Origin of the sequence: Paraglaciecola sp. 2405UD69-4 (assembly GCF_047525415.1) — a bacterium.
Lineage (GTDB): Bacteria > Pseudomonadota > Gammaproteobacteria > Enterobacterales > Alteromonadaceae > Paraglaciecola.
The window spans coordinates 616,788-634,369 of the sequence record NZ_JBLIXM010000002.1 but is presented as its reverse complement, the minus strand read 5'-3'; the positions used below and the strand labels follow the sequence as shown (position 1 = coordinate 634,369).

Sequence of the window (17,582 nt, the reverse complement as noted above, 5' to 3'; positions counted from 1 at the left end):
CTAACCGTTTAAAGGGGTTAGTCTATTTCAATTTCTATGGAGCTTAAGGGAAAACAACAACAAGGCAATATTTCATTATCATCAATAAAAGCCAAAGGGTCGGTTTGATACTCCACGGCACCTTTTAGCAGCTTTGTTCTGCAGGCGCCGCAGTATCCCTCGCGGCAGTGGTATTGGATCTCAATGTTATGCAGCTCAATGGTTTCTAATAAGCTCTTGTTTGGTTTATGTTGAATTGTCTTATGGTTCTTAACCTCAACGATAAAACTATTTGTATTTTTACTCATTAAGGTTATAGGTCGAAATCACCAAAATCATCAGCACTGACTTCAGAGTCAATTTGACCCACTAAGTATGAACTTATCTCTGACTCTTGTGGTGCAACTTGTACATTGTCAGAGCTTAAGTAATTGTTCATCCAAGGTAGTGGGTTGCTTTTTATGTCAAATGGCTGCCCAAGTCCAATAGCAGACATCCTGTGGTTTGCGATAAATTCCACATATTGACATAAAATCTCTTTGTTCAACCCAATCATTGAACCATGTTGAAACAAAAACGCTGCCCATGCTTTTTCTTGCTCAACTGCATTTAAAAATATAGCGGTAGCTTCTTCTTTACACTCTTCTGCAATCTCTGCCATTTCTGGATCATCTTTACCTTTGGCCCACAAATTAATAATGTGTTGGGTAGAGGTGAGATGTAAGTTTTCGTCACGAGCGATGAGGCGTATTATTTTTGAATTACCTTCCATTAGCTCTCTTTCTGCGAAAGCAAAGGTACAGGCAAAGGATACATAAAAACGAATTGCTTCAAGTGCATTAACTGAGTTCATGCAAAGGTAAAGCTTTTTCTTGAGCTCTCGCATGGTAATAGTGTGAGTCGTACCTTCTATGGTGTGAGTACCTTCACCAAGGGTTTGCCATAATTGAATAGCAAAAATCAAATCGTCATAATATTTTGAAATATCAGCTGCACGTTTTTTGATTTCTTCATTTTCAACTATGTCATTAAATATACTGCTAGGGTCGCCAAATAGGTTACGTAAAATATGGGTATAAGATCGTGAATGAATCGTTTCAAAAAAAGACCATGTTTCTACCCACGTTTCTAATTCGGGAATAGAAATAATAGGCAAAAATGCAATGTTTGGGCTTCTACCTTGAATAGAATCAAGTAAGGTTTGATACTTTAAGTTAGAGATGAAAATATGCTTTTCAGAGTCGCTTAATTTTTGAAAGTCTACTCTATCTTTACTGACGTCAACTTCTTCTGGGCGCCAAAAGAAACTAATTTGTTTTTCTATCAACTTTTCAAAAATTTGATGCTTCTGTTGATCATAACGTGCCACATTAACTGGGTTACCGAAGAACATTGGCTCTGTTAGTGGGTTGTTATTTACCTGATTAAAAGTTGTATATTTCATTACGTCTTGTTGCCACTTATTATTCAAATGCTAAGAAATAGCTGCCGAAGCAGCTAATTGAATTTATATTTTACATGCCCCGCCTGCACAGTCGTCGTCTTCTTCAATGACAACTTCTTTAGGCGCAAACTTTTGACCTGCTAACTCTTGCTGAGTTGAATCGTCTGCACCATCACGAGTGTTATGGTAATACAGTGTTTTCACTCCCAGCTTGTAACTGGTTAATAAGTCTTTAAGGAGTAATTTCATAGGAACTTTACCCCCTTCATATTTATTAGGATCATAACTGGTGTTTGCAGAAATAGTTTGATCAACAAATTTTTGCATTATCCCTGTTAACTCTAAGTATCCATCATTAGAGGGTAAGTCCCATAACAGCTCGTATTTGTCCTTAAGTCTTTCGTACTCAGGTACCACTTGCTTCAAAACCCCATCTTTACTTGATTTAACACTAATGTGTCCTCTAGGAGGCTCAATTCCATTGGTGGCATTTGAAATTTGCGAAGAGGTTTCTGAAGGCATCAAGGCAGAAAGCGTACTATTTCGCAGGCCATACTTTTTGATGTCTGCTCTAAGGGCATCCCAATCACAATGTAATGGCTCGTCACAAATCTTATCTAAATCATTCTTATAGGTATCCGTTGGCATTAAGCCTTGGAAATAAGTCGTTTCATCAAATTTAGGACACGCACCTTTTTCTTTAGCCAGATTACAAGACGCCTTCATCAAATTATATTGCATGGCTTCAAAGGTTTTATGTACTAAGCCGTTGGCACTGCCATCAGAATACTTAACACCATTTTTAGCTAGGTAATAAGCAAAGTTAATCACGCCTATACCTAAAGTACGTCTACCCATAGTGGCATTGTATGCAGCAGGAACTGGGTAATCTTGGTAATCTAATAAGTTGTCAAGAGCGCGTACAGCAAGATCAGATAGCTCTGCAAACTCATCTAAGCTTTCTATGGCACCTAGGTTAAACGCCGATAATGTACATAAAGCGATTTCGCCATTTTCATCATTTACATGCTGCAATGGTTTAGTGGGCAAAGCAATTTCTAAACATAAGTTACTTTGACGTACCGGTGCCAATTTAGGATTGAATGGGCTATGGGTATTACAATGATCGACGTTTTGTAAATAGATACGCCCAGTACTGGCACGCTCTTGCATAAACAAACTAAAGAGTTCTATAGCTTTAATTTGTTCTTTGCGAATACTGTCATCTTGCTCATATTGTAAATATAAACGTTCGAATTCATCTTGGTCAGCGAAAAATGCATCATAAAGCCCTGGGGTATCAGAGGGGCTGAACAAAGTGATGTGCTGATCTTTAATAAGACGTGTATACATTAATTTGTTGAATTGCACACCGTAATCTAAGTGGCGCACACGGTTTTCTTCTACACCTCTGTTATTTTTAAGTACCAGCAAAGATTCAATTTCTAAATGCCACAAGGGATAAAATAAGGTTGCGGCTCCGCCACGTACACCACCTTGTGAACAGCTCTTAACCGCTGTTTGAAAATGCTTATAGAAAGGAATACAACCTGTGTGGAAAGCTTCGCCACCTCTAATTGGGCTGCCTAAGGCACGGATACGTCCAGCATTGACACCTATACCCGCACGCTGACTGACGTATTTTACAATGGCACTTGCTGTTGCATTAATTGAATCTAGGCTGTCGCCAGCTTCTATTAATACACAAGAGCTAAATTGACGGGTAGGAGTTCTAACACCTGCCATTATTGGGGTAGGTAGGGATATTTTAAATTTAGACGTGGCATCATAAAATCGCTTGATGTAGTCCATACGCGTGTCTTTTTCGTAATTTGCGAACAAACAAGCTGCTACTAATATATATAGAAACTGAGCGCTTTCATAAATCTCACCAGTGACACGGTTTTGAACTAAGTATTTACCTTCAAGTTGTTTAACTGCGGCATAGCTAAAGTTCATATCACGCCAATGATCAAGATATTCATTCATCTCATCGAATTCAGCTTCTGTGTAATCAGTTAATAAGTGTCCATCGTACTTACCTTTGGCTACCATGTTTTTTATATGGGCATACAACTTAGGTGGCTCGAAGCATCCATAGGCTTTTTTACGTAAATGGAATATGGCTAAACGAGCTGCCAGATATTGGTAATCTGGACAATCTGTAGAAATAAGATCGGCGGCAGAACGAATTAAGGTTTCATGTATATCGGCGGTATTTATTCCGTCGTAAAATTGTATATGTGCTTTTATTTCAACTTGTGAAACTGAAACGTTATTTAATCCCTTGGCAGCCCATTCAATCACTTTATGGATCTTGTCCAAATCAATGAGTTCACGTTCGCCATTACGTTTGGTGACGTATAAATTATTATTCATGTTTTTGATAGCCGTAACTTATTTGTTTTAAAGGTAGTGATGCTCGCATTTTATTACGAAGGAAAGGATTGTCGTTCGCCTTTCTCTTACACGTCATGCTTAGCCTTGTTCATATTTATTGTATTTACTAGAAAGCTTGTAAATTTTATACATAGGTATTGTGTAATGAACGGAACACAAGATAGTGAGGTTTTTGGATGATTGCAACCCAATATATGGTGGTTTTATGGTCATCAATTGACCATGCAAAAAAAGTTAGTAGTGACTCACCCAAAACCACCTTTTGAGTTGCGCGTAAACGGAATGCAAGAAAAAATAGGTAATTTTTTTTTGTTAAAACTTTTTTGTCCTAAAAAAGTAAATTTATTATTTATCGATATATAGGGGGTGCTTGCAAAAATAGCCACTATATGTCGTGTTTGTATTTATAAAGGGGGATCCCAGGTTTATATAAATGTAAGTAAATCCAATGGGTGGCTAATATGAATGTCTGCTGACCAAGTTTGACTCTCTTGAATACTAGGCAGGTAGCCATATTCAGCAACAACACTTGTCATATTGGCAGCTTGTGCGGCTTGGATATCTCTCTGGGCGTCACCGACATACCAGGTTGTGGGTGATTGAATGTCGAGTTGTTCTTGAGCATGGAGTAAAGGACGGGGGTGGGGCTTCCTTTCTGGCAAACTATCGCCACTGATAATCACTTTACACTCATTAAGAAGTGGAAAATGTTGCACTAGTTTCTGTGTTAAAAACTCAGGTTTGTTTGTCACTATCCCCCAAGGGATGTCTTGTTTGTTTAGCTCATTAAGCAGGGGTTCTATTCCCTCAAAAAATACAGTGTCTACACATATATTAGTTTCATAATGTGTTAAAAATTGTGCTCGCAAATCGTCAAAATTTAAGGAGTCCAACTCCTCCCCAAAACCCAGCTCCAGCATACCTTTTGCGCCATTTGAAGCAATGTTTCGGTATTGTTCGTAGGAAACTAACGGTCGTTGCATAGTCTGTAATACATGATTTAATGCATTGCCTAAGTCTTTTGCTGTTTCTAATAAGGTTCCGTCGAGATCAAATAATAGGGCATTAGGTTTTGCAAGCATTTAACTTAACTCGTTTTGGCAATGAATAATGTAGTTGACGTCAACATTCTGTTGCGACAAATAATATTCTTGGGTAAGTGGATTAACGTGTAACCCAATCATTCGTTTTACAACTAGCTGAGTATCATCAATCCAGCCTATTAACTCTGAAGGCTTAATGAATTTATCATGTTGATGGGTGCCTTTAGGTACAAGGCCTAAAATATATTCTGCGCCAAGTATGGCTAAAAGATATGATTTTATATTTCTATTTAACGTAGAAAAAAACACGTGGCCACCAGGTTTAACCATTTTATAGCAGGCGTTTACCACTGAGCTTGGGTCAGGCACGTGCTCCAACATTTCCATACAGGTGACTACATCAAATTCAGCCGGGTGTTTATCTGCAAATTCTTCCGCTGTGGTTTGTTGGTAATCAACACTTAACTGTGACTCCAATCCATGTAATCGAGCTACTTCTAATGGGGCTTCTCCCATATCAATACCGGTAACATCAGCACCATGTTTGGCCATGCTTTCAGCTAAAATGCCTCCACCACACCCCACGTCTAATACCTTTTTACCATTTAAACCTAAACAGTGCTGATTAATGTAATCTGTTCTTAATGGATTAATTTGGTGAAGGGGTTTGAATTCTCCAGAAAGGTCCCACCATCTTGAGGCTAAATCTGAAAATTTTTGAATTTCATTTGGGTCAACATTTTGCGATTGGGTCATGTATGGCGTTTGTCTTTATTATTTTGCGTTTAGCTTATACCAGTATCTTAACAAATAAAATCGCCTATATGAGGTTTTGAGGTCCAATTGCACACTATATGAGCTACATCTGGCTATTTATTTTCATCTGTAGGTGGTAGGATAACTTGTTCAAAATGAAAAATGATTCAGTGTTAAAAAGCATGATAAACGTAGTAACAATGTTAAGTCCTAGCCTAACAAAAGTTATCAGAAAATTTGCTTCTTACACATTCTAATAATTACGACTAGGGACAAGGCTGTATATGACTGATCACGCCCAAGAAATTCTTCCTATTAATATTGAAGAAGAACTTAAAAACTCTTATCTCGATTATGCGATGAGCGTTATTGTTGGCAGGGCGCTGCCTGATGTTCGAGATGGCTTAAAACCGGTACATCGCCGTGTTTTGTTTGCTATGAATGAACTAAAAAATGATTTCAATAAACCTTATAAAAAGTCTGCTCGTGTAGTAGGAGATGTAATTGGTAAGTATCACCCACATGGTGATTCTGCTGTTTATGACACTATTGTTCGTATGGCGCAGCCTTTTTCTCTTAGATATATGTTGGTCGACGGCCAAGGTAACTTTGGTTCGGTTGATGGTGATTCTGCTGCTGCGATGCGTTACACCGAAATTCGTATGGCAAAAATTGCCCATGAATTGCTAGCTGATCTTGAAAAAGAAACCGTAGACTTTGTCGCTAACTATGATGGTACAGAGTTTATCCCCGAGGTATTGCCTACCAGAATTCCTAACTTATTAGTAAATGGTTCTTCAGGTATTGCTGTTGGGATGGCAACTAACATTCCACCCCATAACTTAACGGAAGTGGTGAATGGTTGTATTGCATTGATAGACAATCCTAATTTGTCTATTGATGAGTTAATCCAGTATATACCTGGTCCGGATTTTCCTACCGCCGCATTTATTAGTGGTAGAAAAGGTATAGAAGAAGCCTATCGTACTGGTCGTGGCAAAATTTACATGCGAGCACGAGCAGAGATTGAAACAGAAGATAATGGTAAAGAAACCATTATTGTTAACGAAATTCCATACCAAGTTAATAAAGCCCGTTTAATCGAAAAAATAGCTGATTTAGTTAAAGAAAAGAAAATCGAAGGCATAGCTGCGCTACGTGATGAGTCAGATAAAGACGGCATGCGTATTGTGGTTGAGGTTAAACGTAATGAGTCAGCGGAAGTTCTGTTGAACCACCTTTATTCTCAAACCCAAATGCAAACAGTGTTTGGTATTAATATGGTGGCGCTGGATAAAACCCAGCCAAGAATATTCAATTTGTTGGATATTCTTAAAGCCTTTGTGCTGCATAGACGTGAAGTCGTTACCAGACGTACAGTATTTGAACTTAAAAAGGCCCGAGAGCGCGCTCATATACTTGAAGGTTTAGCGATTGCTTTGGTCAATATTGATCCAATTATTGCCCTAATTAAAGCGTCTAAGAGTCCGGCTGAAGCTAAGGTCTCTTTAACAGCCCAAGCTTGGTCTTTAGGTGACGTTGCTGAAATGTTAGAGCGTGCTGGAAACAATGCTGCACGACCTGATTGGCTTGAGCCTCAATATGGTATTAGAGATGGACAATACTACCTAACAGAGCAACAAGCCCAAGCGATTCTAGACTTACGTTTGAATAAGCTGACAGGCCTAGAACATGACAAAATATTGTCAGAATACAAAGAGTTACTAGAGCTTATTGCTGAATTACTACATATTTTAGGTAGCCCAGAGCGCTTAATGGAAGTTATTCGTGAAGAGCTAGAAAAAGTGAGAGATGAATACGGCGATGCCCGTCGAACCGAAATTACCGCAGCCTCCCACGACATAGATATTGAAGACTTAATTGAGCGTGAAGAAGTGGTCGTTACTTTGTCTCGTGAAGGTTACGTAAAGTATCAAAAACTGAATGATTATGAGTCACAGCGCCGCGGTGGCCGTGGTAAGTCAGCTACTAAGATGAAAGATGAAGATTTCATTGAAAAACTGTTAGTGGCAAATACCCATGATCATATTTTATGTTTCTCTACCCGTGGTCGCTTATATTGGTTGAAGGTATATCAATTACCTCTAGCAAGCCGAAACGCTCGTGGTCGCCCAATTGTTAATATTTTACCTTTAGAAGAAGGGGAACGTATTACTGCCATCTTACCAATCCAAGAGTTTGAAGAAGGCAAGTTTGTGTTGATGGCTACAGCTAATGGTACTGTCAAGAAAACTGCATTGACCTCCTACTCACGTCCAAGAGCTAACGGTATTATTGCTGTTAACTTAAATGATGGAGATGAATTGATTGGGGTTGATATTACCCATGGTGAAGACGACATCATGTTGTTCTCTGACGCGGGTAAAGTGGTTCGCTTCAATGAGAAGCAACGTGACTCAGAAACAGGCGCAGTTAAACTCGACTCAGAAACCGGTGAAGAGCTATTGGCACTACGCCCAATGGGACGTACCGCTACTGGGGTACGTGGTATTCGCTTACAGGAAGGTCAAAAAGTTGTGTCCTTGATTGTTCCAAAAGGAGACGGTGCAATATTAACTGCAACTGAAAACGGCTTCGGTAAGCGTACCCCTATAGCTGACTACCCAGCTAAGAGTCGTGCGACTCAAGGTGTTGTTTCCATTAAGGTTTCTGAAAGAAACGGGAAAGTCGTGGGTGCAGTACAGGTTAATGATTCAGATGAAATCATGCTAATAAGTGACCAAGGTACTTTGGTTCGTACCCGTGTTGAAGAAGTATCAACCGTTGGTCGTAACACCCAAGGTGTGCGATTAATTCGTACCATTGAAGGTGAGCATGTGGTTGGCTTACAGCGTATCGATGAAATTGAAGAGCTTGAAGTAGAACTTGTTGAAGAGGGTACGACAGATACCGTTGAGACTAGTGCTACTGAGGGAACTGATGATTCGTCAGAACCTAACCAAGATGAATAATCAATTCTAACTTTTTATATTAAAAGTGTGGAAACTCACTGATTAGTAAGCGTTAATGCATACTAATTTTATATATCTAAACGAGTGGCCAATGCCGCTCGTTTTTTTTGGTCTCCTTTGTTTTGGAAGAATATGACAATTTATAATTTTTGTGCTGGTCCTGCCATGTTACCAGCAGATGTAATGCAACAAGCTCAAAAAGAGATGCTAGATTGGCAAGGTTTAGGCCGCTCTGTAATGGAAATCAGCCACCGAAGCAAAGAGTACATTGCCCTTGCAGAGCAAGCTGAGCAAGACTTAAGAGATTTACTCGCTATACCTGACAACTATAAAGTTCTATTTTCTCATGGTGGGGGAAGAGGGCAGTTTGCAGCTGTACCAATGAATCTTAGGGGCAGGGGAGAAACTGCAGACTTTTTAACGACTGGCTCTTGGTCTCAAGATGCATTTGATGAAGCGAGTAAGTATTTATCTAGTCATTTAGTTTCAAAGACAGCTGTAAAAGAAGGCTTGTCTTTTGTTCCCAGTATTACAGCCGATATGGTTAACCCAAAAGCTGCTTATTTCCATTATTGTTCTAATGAAACCGTTGACGGTATTGAAGTTAGTGACGTTCCAGAAACAGGTGAGGTACCTGTAGTCGTTGATATGTCTTCGAACATATTATCAAAGCCATTAGACATATCTAAATTTGGCGTTATCTATGCTGGAGCACAAAAGAATATTGGCCCATCTGGTTTAGCGGTTGTGATTGTCAGAGATGACTTATTAGATTATGCCATGACTGAAACGCCTTCATTCATGCATTATCAAACCATAGCTAAATTTAACTCCATGTATAATACGCCTCCCACTTATTCTTGGTATTTAGCAGGTTTAGTTTTCAAGTGGCTAAAGGCGCAAGGTGGCTTAGAAAAAATCGCAGCCGTTAATACCCAAAAGGCTGAGCTCTTGTATCAATGCATTGATGAAAGTGATTTTTACATAAATAAAGTCCATCCAGACTTTCGTTCTAAAATGAACGTCACCTTTCATTTACCTAACACTGACTTAGATGGCGTGTTTCTTCAAGAGGCAGAAGCAGAGGGCTTAGTTGCTTTAAAAGGTCATAGAAAAGTCGGAGGTATGCGAGCCAGTATTTATAATGCAATGCCGTTAGAAGGTGTAGTTGCATTAACTAACTTTATGGGTGATTTCGCTAGGAGAAACAAATAATGCAGCAACTTTTATTATCACCCATTAATAAAGTACAAGGCACAGTTAATGTCCCTGGGTCTAAAAGCTTATCAAATCGAGCACTGTTACTAGCGGCACTGGCGAAAGGTGAAACCCAGCTTACTAACTTATTAGACAGTGAAGATATTCATCACATGCTTAATGCATTGACTAAGTTAGGGGTGAGTTATCGTTTATCTGACTGTAAAACAGAGTGTTGGGTTACGGGTAATCAAGGTGCATTTACTGTAGATGCTCCCGTTAGTTTATTTTTAGGTAACGCGGGTACAGCTATGCGCCCCTTATGCGCTGCATTAGCTGCCAGTAAAGGTGAGTTTGAGCTTACTGGTGAGCCTAGAATGGAAGAAAGGCCTATAGGTGCGTTAGTTGACTCATTACGTCAAGCGGGTGCAGATATCAGTTATCTGAAAAACACTGATTATCCTCCTTTATTGATAAAAGGCTCATCATTAAATGGCGGTAACATTACTGTAGACGGCAGTGTTTCTAGTCAATTCTTAACAGCTTTACTGATGAGTGCCCCTTTATTTGATAATGATACACGTATAAGTATTAGCGGTGAGCTGGTATCTAAGCCTTATATCGATATTACCTTAGACACTATGGCCAAGTTTGGTATTGAAGTTGAAAACTTAGACTATCAAGAGTTTGTAGTAAAAGGCTCACAACAGTATCAGTCTCCAGGCAAGTTTATGGTGGAAGGTGATGCCTCTTCTGCATCATATTTTTTAGCTGCGGGGGCAATCAAAGGCGGCACAGTCCGCGTGACCGGTATTGGTAAAAACAGCATTCAAGGTGATATTAAGTTTGCTGAAGTGCTTGAAAAAATGGGGGCTAAGGTTGACTGGCAAGACGAATATATCGAAGTGACAGGTGCTCCCTTGCAAGGTATAGATATGGATATGAATCACATTCCTGATGCTGCCATGACCATAGCAACGGCTGCTTTGTTTGCGAAAGGTGATACTAGTATCCGAAATATTTATAACTGGCGCGTGAAAGAAACTGACCGTCTAGCAGCTATGAGTACTGAGCTTCGTAAGGTGGGAGCCACTGTTATCGAGGGTGATGATTATATAACTATTACACCGCCAGAGAGCTTGATACATGCCCAGATAGATACCTACAATGATCACCGAGTTGCTATGTGTTTCTCACTCGTTGCTTTGAGCGATACACCAGTAACTATTAATGATCCAAAATGTACAGCGAAAACCTTTCCTGATTATTTTGAGCGCTTTGCGACAATCTGCCAATAAGGTAAACCTGTTGAGGGGCGTGCCCCTCAACCTCTTCAGTGTTTCATCATTCCCTTTAAAATATTTGTCACTTTAGTGTCATTGCTTATCTGTTAGCTATCCGTATAATTACGCCCGATTTTATAGGCTCAGGAGAGCACATGTACGTAGAACCGATCATCACAATTGATGGGCCAAGTGGAGCAGGTAAAGGAACAGCAAGTACTTTGCTAGCAAAAAAGCTGGGATGGCATTTTCTTGATAGTGGCGCAATTTATCGTGTATTAGCCGTTGCTTCGATTCATCACCAGATCCCAAGTCAAGATGAAGCTGGGTTATTACCCCTAGCAGCTAGCTTAGATGTCCATTTTAAAACCACAGATAATGGCGTAAAAGTCATGCTAGAGGGTGAAGATGTAAGCGACTCTATTCGCACAGAAGAAGTGGGAGCTGTCGCATCTCAAGTGGCATCTTTACCCTCTATTCGAGAAGCCTTATTACGCAGACAGCGTGCTTTCAAACAATCTCCCGGCTTAGTTGCTGATGGCAGAGACATGGGAACAGTAGTGTTTCCAGAGGCTGAAGTGAAAGTATTTTTAACGGCCAGCGCTGAAGAGCGGGCAGATAGACGCTATAAGCAGTTGAAAGCAAAGGGCCATGATGTTAGCATACCGCGCCTTTTGGCTGACATAAGGGCTCGTGATGACCGCGATATTAATCGCAGTGTTGCACCGCTAGTTCCAGCCGAAGACGCACTTGTTTTAGATTCAACTGAGTTGAGTGTAGAGCAAGTGATTGAAAAAATTGAATTATTTGCTAAGCAGAAGTTAACAAACGAAAAGCTATCTACTAGTAAATAAAGTACAAGCCAGCCAAGTTAAGGAGCGATTTGGTTATGAATAACAACCCCACGCCCACTGGATTGATCGTGGATGTCTAAAAAAGAAACGAATTAAACCTATATGGAAAATTTTGCTGATCTATTTGAAGAAAGTTTAAAAGAACTTGAAACCCGCCCTGGCTCTATTGTTAAAGGTACTATCGTATCAATCGATAAAGATATCGTACTTGTAGATGCTGGACTTAAATCTGAAAGTGCAATCCCAGTTGAACAGTTTAGAAATGCAGATGGTGGACTTGATGTTGCTGTTGGTGATTCTATCGATGTTGCTTTGGATGCAGTTGAAGATGGCTTCGGTGAAACTATCCTGTCTCGCGAAAAAGCGAAACGTCACGAAGCTTGGGTAGAATTAGAAAAAGCGTACACTGAAAAAGAAACGATCATTGGTGTAATTAACGGTAAAGTTAAAGGTGGCTTTACAGTTGAAGTTAACACTGTTCGTGCTTTCTTACCTGGTTCATTGGTTGACGTACGTCCAGTTAGAGACACTGCGCACCTTGAAGGTAAAGAATTAGAATTTAAAGTTATCAAGCTAGATGCTAAACGCAACAACGTTGTTGTTTCTCGTCGTGCTGTTATCGAAGCAGAAAGCAGTGCTGAGCGTGATACACTTCTTGCTAACCTTGAAGAAGGTCATGAAGTTAAAGGTATCGTTAAGAACCTTACTGACTACGGTGCTTTCGTAGACTTAGGTGGCGTAGATGGTCTTCTACACATCACAGATATGGCTTGGAAGCGTGTTAAGCACCCAAGTGAAATCGTTAATGTTGGTGACGAAATCAATGTTAAAGTTCTTAAGTTTGACAAAGAGAAGTCACGTGTATCTCTAGGTATGAAGCAAATGGGCAACGATCCATGGCAAGAAATTGCTAACCGTTACCCTGAAGGCGCTAAATTAAGCGGTGCTGTAACTAACCTTACTGACTACGGTTGTTTCGTTGAAATCGAAGACGGTGTTGAAGGTCTAGTTCACGTTTCAGAAATGGATTGGACTAACAAAAACATTCACCCATCTAAAGTTGTTAACTTAGGTGATGTTGTTGAAGTTATGGTTCTTGAAATTGACGAAGAACGTCGTCGTATCTCTCTTGGTCTTAAGCAATGTATCCCTAACCCTTGGGAAGAGTTTGCTAAGGCACAAAGTAAAGGTGACAAAGTTTCTGGTAAGATCAAATCTATCACTGACTTCGGTATCTTCATCGGTCTTGATGGCGGCATAGATGGACTAGTTCACTTGTCTGATATCTCTTGGAACAAAACTGGCGAAGAAGCCGTTCGTGACTTTAAGAAAGGCGACGAAATCTCTGCTGTTGTTTTACAAGTTGACCCAGAGCGTGAGCGTATTTCTCTTGGCGTTAAGCAAATTGAAGAAGACCCGTTCAACCAATACATCACTGACACCAAGAAAGGTACAATCGTTACTGGTACCGTTACAGCAGTTGACGCTAAAGGTGTAACAGTTAAGTTGGCTGAAGAAGTTGAAGGTTATGTACGTGCCGGCGACTTGTCTCGTGACCGTGTTGAAGATGCATCTGAAGTAGTTAGCGTTGATTCTGAAATCGAAGCTAAGTTCATGGGTGTTGATCGTAAGAACCGTATCGTTAACTTGTCTGTTAAAGCAAAAGACCAAGCTGACGAGAAAGAAGCGCTAGATAAAGTAAATCAACAAGAAGAAGTTGGTTTCTCTAATGCATTCGCTGACGCGTTCAAAGCGGCTAAAAACGACTAAAAAGGCGAGCGCGTAACGTATTTTAAGCATTATTGCTTTGACAAAAATACTTACGCGCTTATTATCGGTACTGAAAGTTTTTTTGATTGAGGGAAAGTTTAACAATGACAAAATCAGAACTTATCGAAAGACTAGCCGATAAAGTGAGCCATGTCCCAGCCAAAGATGTTGAGACGTCGATAAAGGAAATGCTTGAGCAAATGGCGCAAACCTTACAAAAAGGCGAGCGTATCGAAATCAGAGGTTTCGGAAGTTTCTCATTACATTATCGCGCTCCACGTGTTGGTCGTAACCCAAAAACAGGTGAAACAGTACAGCTGGAGGGCAAATATGTTCCTCATTTCAAACCTGGTAAGGAATTACGTGAAAGGGTTAATGAAAGCTTAGCTAATTGATATTTTTAGTATTTTTTTAAAAACGGCACTCCAATTAGGGTGCCGTTTTTGTTAGAGTTACTTATACATTTTGATATCTAGTCAAACCTATTTGTTTACAGCGCTCAGACTCATGTTGTATAAATCAAATTAAACTTCTTCTAACTACTACCCTGGAGGCATCAAATGAGATTAAAAGGTTTAGTGTTACTCATTTTTATCTTGATGATGCTTGTTATCGCTGGGTTTGTAGGCACTCAAAACGACCACCTTGTGCTAGTAAACTACTTATTCGCAGAAACCGAAGTGAAAATGTCGTCGGTATTAGTTTCTGCATTTGTTTTGGGTTTTTTGGCATGCTTTATCATTTTTATTTATTTTTATTTCAGGATGAAGTGGAAAATAGCCGCCCTTACACGAAAAAATAAAAAGCTCATACAACAGGCAACCGTCAAGTAATGTTAGAGCTTCTATTCCTTCTATTACCTGTAGCTGCTGGTTATGGATGGATGATGGGACGTAACAGTGCTCGGCAGTCTCAACGCCGACAATCCAGTATTCTCGCCAAACATTATTACAAAGGCCTAAACTTTCTTTTATCTGACGAGCCCGACAAGGCCGTAGATACCTTAATTAAAATGATCGACCTAGACAGTGATACTGTGGAAACTCATATTGCTATGGGAAAATTCTTCAGACACAGAGGCGAGCTTGATAGGGCGATACGTGTTCATCAGAATTTAGTGAGCAAAGAAGAAATATCTCCCTCCCAACGAGAGTCCGCTTTGTATGAACTGGGGCGAGATTACATTTTGGCCGGGTTCTTAGAGCGTGCCGAAAATGCCTTTTTACAATTACTCAATAGCGAGCGTCACTTTTTAAACGCGCAAACTCAATTATTTAATATTTATCAAACTACAAAAGAGTGGCAAAGAGCCATTGAGCTAGCTGAAAGAATGATAGGAGCTGGCGGTGATAGCAGTGAGCTTTATACCAGAGTGGCGCACTTTTATTGTGAGCAAGCCAGTATTGATTGGAAAAACACGCAGTTAGAAGCGGCCCTAGATAACCTTCATAAAGCTAGTTCAGCTGATGAGAATGCAGTTCGACCTTGGTTAATGTTAGGTGAAATAGCGATGCAAGAGCATCAATATGAGAGAGCGCTTGAGTATCTAGCAGAAGTACCGGTTCGAGATATTAATTGGTTGAGTGAAGCCGTACCTTTAATTGAAGAGTGTGCTGGAAAACTCAATAACGAACAAAAACTCATTCAAGTCTTAGATGAATATTGGGAACAATGCGCCACGGCTTATTTGGCAAAAGTGAAGCTAATGGCAAAAGATGGTGAAGCCGAAAAAGCCGCCCAAGTATTATTAGAGCAATTACGAAAACACCCTACAATGAAAGGCTTTAAGACCTTAATGGGGTTATATATAGACTTACAACAACAAGACCAATCAACCAATAGCTTGAGTTTGTTAAAAGATTTAGTAGAAGAGCAAATAAAGCAAAGGCCTAAGTATAGGTGCCATAGCTGTGGCTTTTCTGGCAGTCAGTTACACTGGTTGTGTCCCTCATGTAAAAAATGGGGTGTTGTTAGACCAATTAAAGGCTTAGATGGGGAATAGCGTGAACGATCCAAAAGTTGTCATTGCACTAGATTTTGCAGAGCTTAAAGCAGCGGAAGCATTCGTAGACAAACTAAATCCAGAATTATGTCGGCTTAAAGTGGGAAAAGAGATGTTTACTCACTTTGGTCAGCAATTTGTTAAAAGCTTAGTAAGTAAAAACTTTGATGTTTTTCTCGATTTGAAATTTCATGATATTCCAAATACTGTGACTAAGGCTTGTCAGGCCGCGGCGGATTTAGGTGTATGGATGGTTAATGTTCATGCGTCAGGTGGCCCTAAAATGATGGAGCAAGTAAGAGCGGGTTTAGAGCAGTATGGTGCACAAAAACCTTTGCTTATAGCTGTTACTGTCTTGACTAGCATGGACCAAGCACAACTTAATGCAATTGGAATTACATTAACGCCGCAGCAGCAAGTATTAAACCTAGCTAAGCTTACCCACAAGTGTGGTTTAGATGGTGTGGTATGTTCAGCTCAGGAGTCTAGTTTGCTGAAAGCTGAAGTGGCGCAAGATTTTACCTTAGTTACTCCAGGTATCAGGCCAGTTGGTGCTGATAAAGGTGATCAAATAAGAATTATGACACCGAAAAATGCTATTGATGCAGGATCTGATTATCTCGTAATAGGCCGGCCAATTACCCAAGCAGCCGACCCATTACAAGCATTGATTGATATAAACCAATCAATTTACTAAATCACTTAAAGTGTTTCTAACGCAGTTTTAGGCTCTACGTATTCAAGGTTGAGCTCTTCACCTAAAGCGTCTACTACAGCTTTATATGTCACTTTACCTTGGTGAACATTTAGTCCATTCAATAAGTGTGCATCATCTAACATGGCTTGTTTTGCACCCTTATTTGCTAGGGCCAAACCATAATGTAAAGTGGCGTTGTTTAATGCCATAGTAGAAGTACGAGCCACACCACCTGGCATGTTTGCTACACAATAATGTACTACATCATCGATGACATAAACTGGGTCTTGATGAGTCGTTGCTTTAGAGGTTTCAAAGCAGCCACCTTGGTCAATGGCTACATCCACAACCACAGAGCCTGTTTTCATATTCTTGATATGTTCACGGTTTAGTAATTTAGGCGCTGCAGCGCCAGGTACTAATACAGCACCAACAACAAGATCTGCTCTTGATGAGTAGTACTCAATTGCTTCAGCGGTTGAGTATACAGTCGCCAAGCGACCTTCAAAAATATCATCTAATTCACGCAAGCGGTTTAAGGATCTGTCTAGAATTGTGACGTTTGCGCCTAGACCCATTGCCATTTTTGCAGCGTTAAGACCAACAACACCACCGCCTATAACTAAAACTTTACCAGGGGCTACACCAGGAACGCCACCTAATAGGGTGCCACTGCCGCCTTGGGCTTTTTCTAGGTAATGTGCGCCAGCTTGTACAGCCATTCTACCGGCAACTTCACTCATAGGTGCAAGTAGTGGTAGGGCTCCTTTGGCATCTGTAACTGTTTCATATGCAATACAAGTTGCGCCTGACTCTACTAACAATTTGGTTTGAGTAGGATCCGGTGCTAGGTGTAAATATGTATATAGAATTTGGCCTGGACGCAACATTTTACATTCATTAGGCTGAGGCTCTTTAACCTTTACAATCATTTCAGCTTTAGCAAATATTTCTTCAGCCGTTGCGATAATTTCAGCACCAGCGGCAACATATTGGTCATCTGTAAAACCAATACCTGTGCCTGCATCTTTTTCGACCCATACTTGATGGTTGTTATTAACGAACTCTTTAACAGCAGCAGGAGTGAGTCCTACACGATATTCGTGATTTTTTATTTCTTTTGGTACACCAATCAGCATTTTATTACTCCCATTTGGTTAAAGGTTTTTAGTTGTTTTTTGCTGC

Annotated in this window: 15 protein-coding genes; 9 read left to right on the top strand and 6 right to left on the bottom strand. The window is 40.1% G+C overall.

Annotation, left to right across the window (positions count from 1 at the left end):
* Positions 1-17 precede the first annotated feature (17 nt).
* From yfaE to ubiG, 5 genes are all read right to left on the bottom strand, one after another.
* Positions 18-287 carry a class I ribonucleotide reductase maintenance protein YfaE gene (gene yfaE / locus ACMUMK_RS09215; protein WP_414700831.1) on the bottom strand — a complete coding sequence of 90 codons (270 nt, stop codon included), beginning with the start codon at positions 285-287 and terminating at the stop codon, positions 18-20.
* Between the two features lie 5 nt (positions 288-292).
* Positions 293-1,423 carry a class Ia ribonucleoside-diphosphate reductase subunit beta gene (gene nrdB, locus ACMUMK_RS09210; protein ID WP_414700830.1) on the bottom strand — a complete coding sequence of 377 codons (1,131 nt, stop codon included), beginning with the start codon at positions 1,421-1,423 and terminating at the stop codon, positions 293-295.
* Between the two features lie 63 nt (positions 1,424-1,486).
* Positions 1,487-3,802 carry a class 1a ribonucleoside-diphosphate reductase subunit alpha gene (gene nrdA, locus ACMUMK_RS09205; protein ID WP_414700829.1) on the bottom strand — a complete coding sequence of 772 codons (2,316 nt, stop codon included), beginning with the start codon at positions 3,800-3,802 and terminating at the stop codon, positions 1,487-1,489.
* A gap of 446 nt (positions 3,803-4,248) precedes the next feature.
* Entirely contained in the window at positions 4,249-4,905 is a 657-nt protein-coding gene (locus tag ACMUMK_RS09200) for an HAD family hydrolase (RefSeq protein ID WP_414700828.1), read from the bottom strand.
* Positions 4,906-5,622: a bifunctional 2-polyprenyl-6-hydroxyphenol methylase/3-demethylubiquinol 3-O-methyltransferase UbiG gene (gene ubiG, locus ACMUMK_RS09195; RefSeq protein ID WP_414700827.1), complete on the bottom strand. Its 717-nt coding sequence runs from the start codon at positions 5,620-5,622 to the stop codon at positions 4,906-4,908. It abuts the gene before it with no gap.
* Between the two features lie 284 nt (positions 5,623-5,906).
* On the opposite strand from ubiG, the gene gyrA reads away from it, so the two are divergent.
* The 9 genes from gyrA to pyrF all read left to right on the top strand — a co-directional run bounded on the left by gyrA (position 5,907) and on the right by pyrF (position 16,397).
* Complete coding sequence (gene gyrA / locus ACMUMK_RS09190) at positions 5,907-8,594, top strand: DNA topoisomerase (ATP-hydrolyzing) subunit A (RefSeq protein WP_414700826.1); 2,688 nt, start codon at positions 5,907-5,909, stop codon at positions 8,592-8,594.
* 132 nt (positions 8,595-8,726) lie between these two features.
* Positions 8,727-9,809, top strand: a complete 1,083-nt coding sequence (gene serC, locus ACMUMK_RS09185; protein ID WP_414700825.1) for a 3-phosphoserine/phosphohydroxythreonine transaminase — start codon at positions 8,727-8,729, stop codon at positions 9,807-9,809.
* Positions 9,809-11,089, top strand: coding sequence for a 3-phosphoshikimate 1-carboxyvinyltransferase (gene aroA / locus ACMUMK_RS09180; RefSeq protein WP_414700824.1), 1,281 nt, complete (start codon positions 9,809-9,811; stop codon positions 11,087-11,089). The genes serC and aroA overlap by 1 nt, the downstream gene beginning before the upstream one ends.
* Before the next feature lie 140 nt (positions 11,090-11,229).
* Positions 11,230-11,928 carry a (d)CMP kinase gene (gene cmk, locus ACMUMK_RS09175; protein WP_414700823.1) on the top strand — a complete coding sequence of 233 codons (699 nt, stop codon included), beginning with the start codon at positions 11,230-11,232 and terminating at the stop codon, positions 11,926-11,928.
* A 102-nt stretch (positions 11,929-12,030) separates the two neighbouring features.
* On the top strand, positions 12,031-13,698 hold the full coding sequence (gene rpsA / locus ACMUMK_RS09170) for a 30S ribosomal protein S1 (protein WP_133469539.1): 1,668 nt from the start codon (positions 12,031-12,033) through the stop codon (positions 13,696-13,698).
* A 104-nt stretch (positions 13,699-13,802) separates the two neighbouring features.
* A complete protein-coding gene (gene ihfB / locus ACMUMK_RS09165; RefSeq protein WP_414700822.1) occupies positions 13,803-14,093 on the top strand; it encodes an integration host factor subunit beta in 291 nt (96 codons plus the stop codon).
* 165 nt (positions 14,094-14,258) lie between these two features.
* Positions 14,259-14,531 (top strand): LapA family protein, encoded by a 273-nt coding sequence (locus tag ACMUMK_RS09160; protein ID WP_414700821.1) that lies wholly within the window; start codon positions 14,259-14,261, stop codon positions 14,529-14,531.
* On the top strand, positions 14,531-15,700 hold the full coding sequence (lapB, locus tag ACMUMK_RS09155; RefSeq protein WP_414700820.1) for a lipopolysaccharide assembly protein LapB: 1,170 nt from the start codon (positions 14,531-14,533) through the stop codon (positions 15,698-15,700). The genes ACMUMK_RS09160 and lapB overlap by 1 nt, the downstream gene beginning before the upstream one ends.
* Positions 15,690-16,397: an orotidine-5'-phosphate decarboxylase gene (pyrF, locus tag ACMUMK_RS09150; protein WP_414700819.1), complete on the top strand. Its 708-nt coding sequence runs from the start codon at positions 15,690-15,692 to the stop codon at positions 16,395-16,397. The genes lapB and pyrF overlap by 11 nt, the downstream gene beginning before the upstream one ends.
* 5 nt (positions 16,398-16,402) lie before the next feature.
* Here the strand turns inward: pyrF and ald are convergent, their stop codons facing one another.
* Positions 16,403-17,536: an alanine dehydrogenase gene (ald, locus tag ACMUMK_RS09145; protein WP_414700818.1), complete on the bottom strand. Its 1,134-nt coding sequence runs from the start codon at positions 17,534-17,536 to the stop codon at positions 16,403-16,405.
* Between the last annotated feature and the right edge of the window lie 46 nt (positions 17,537-17,582).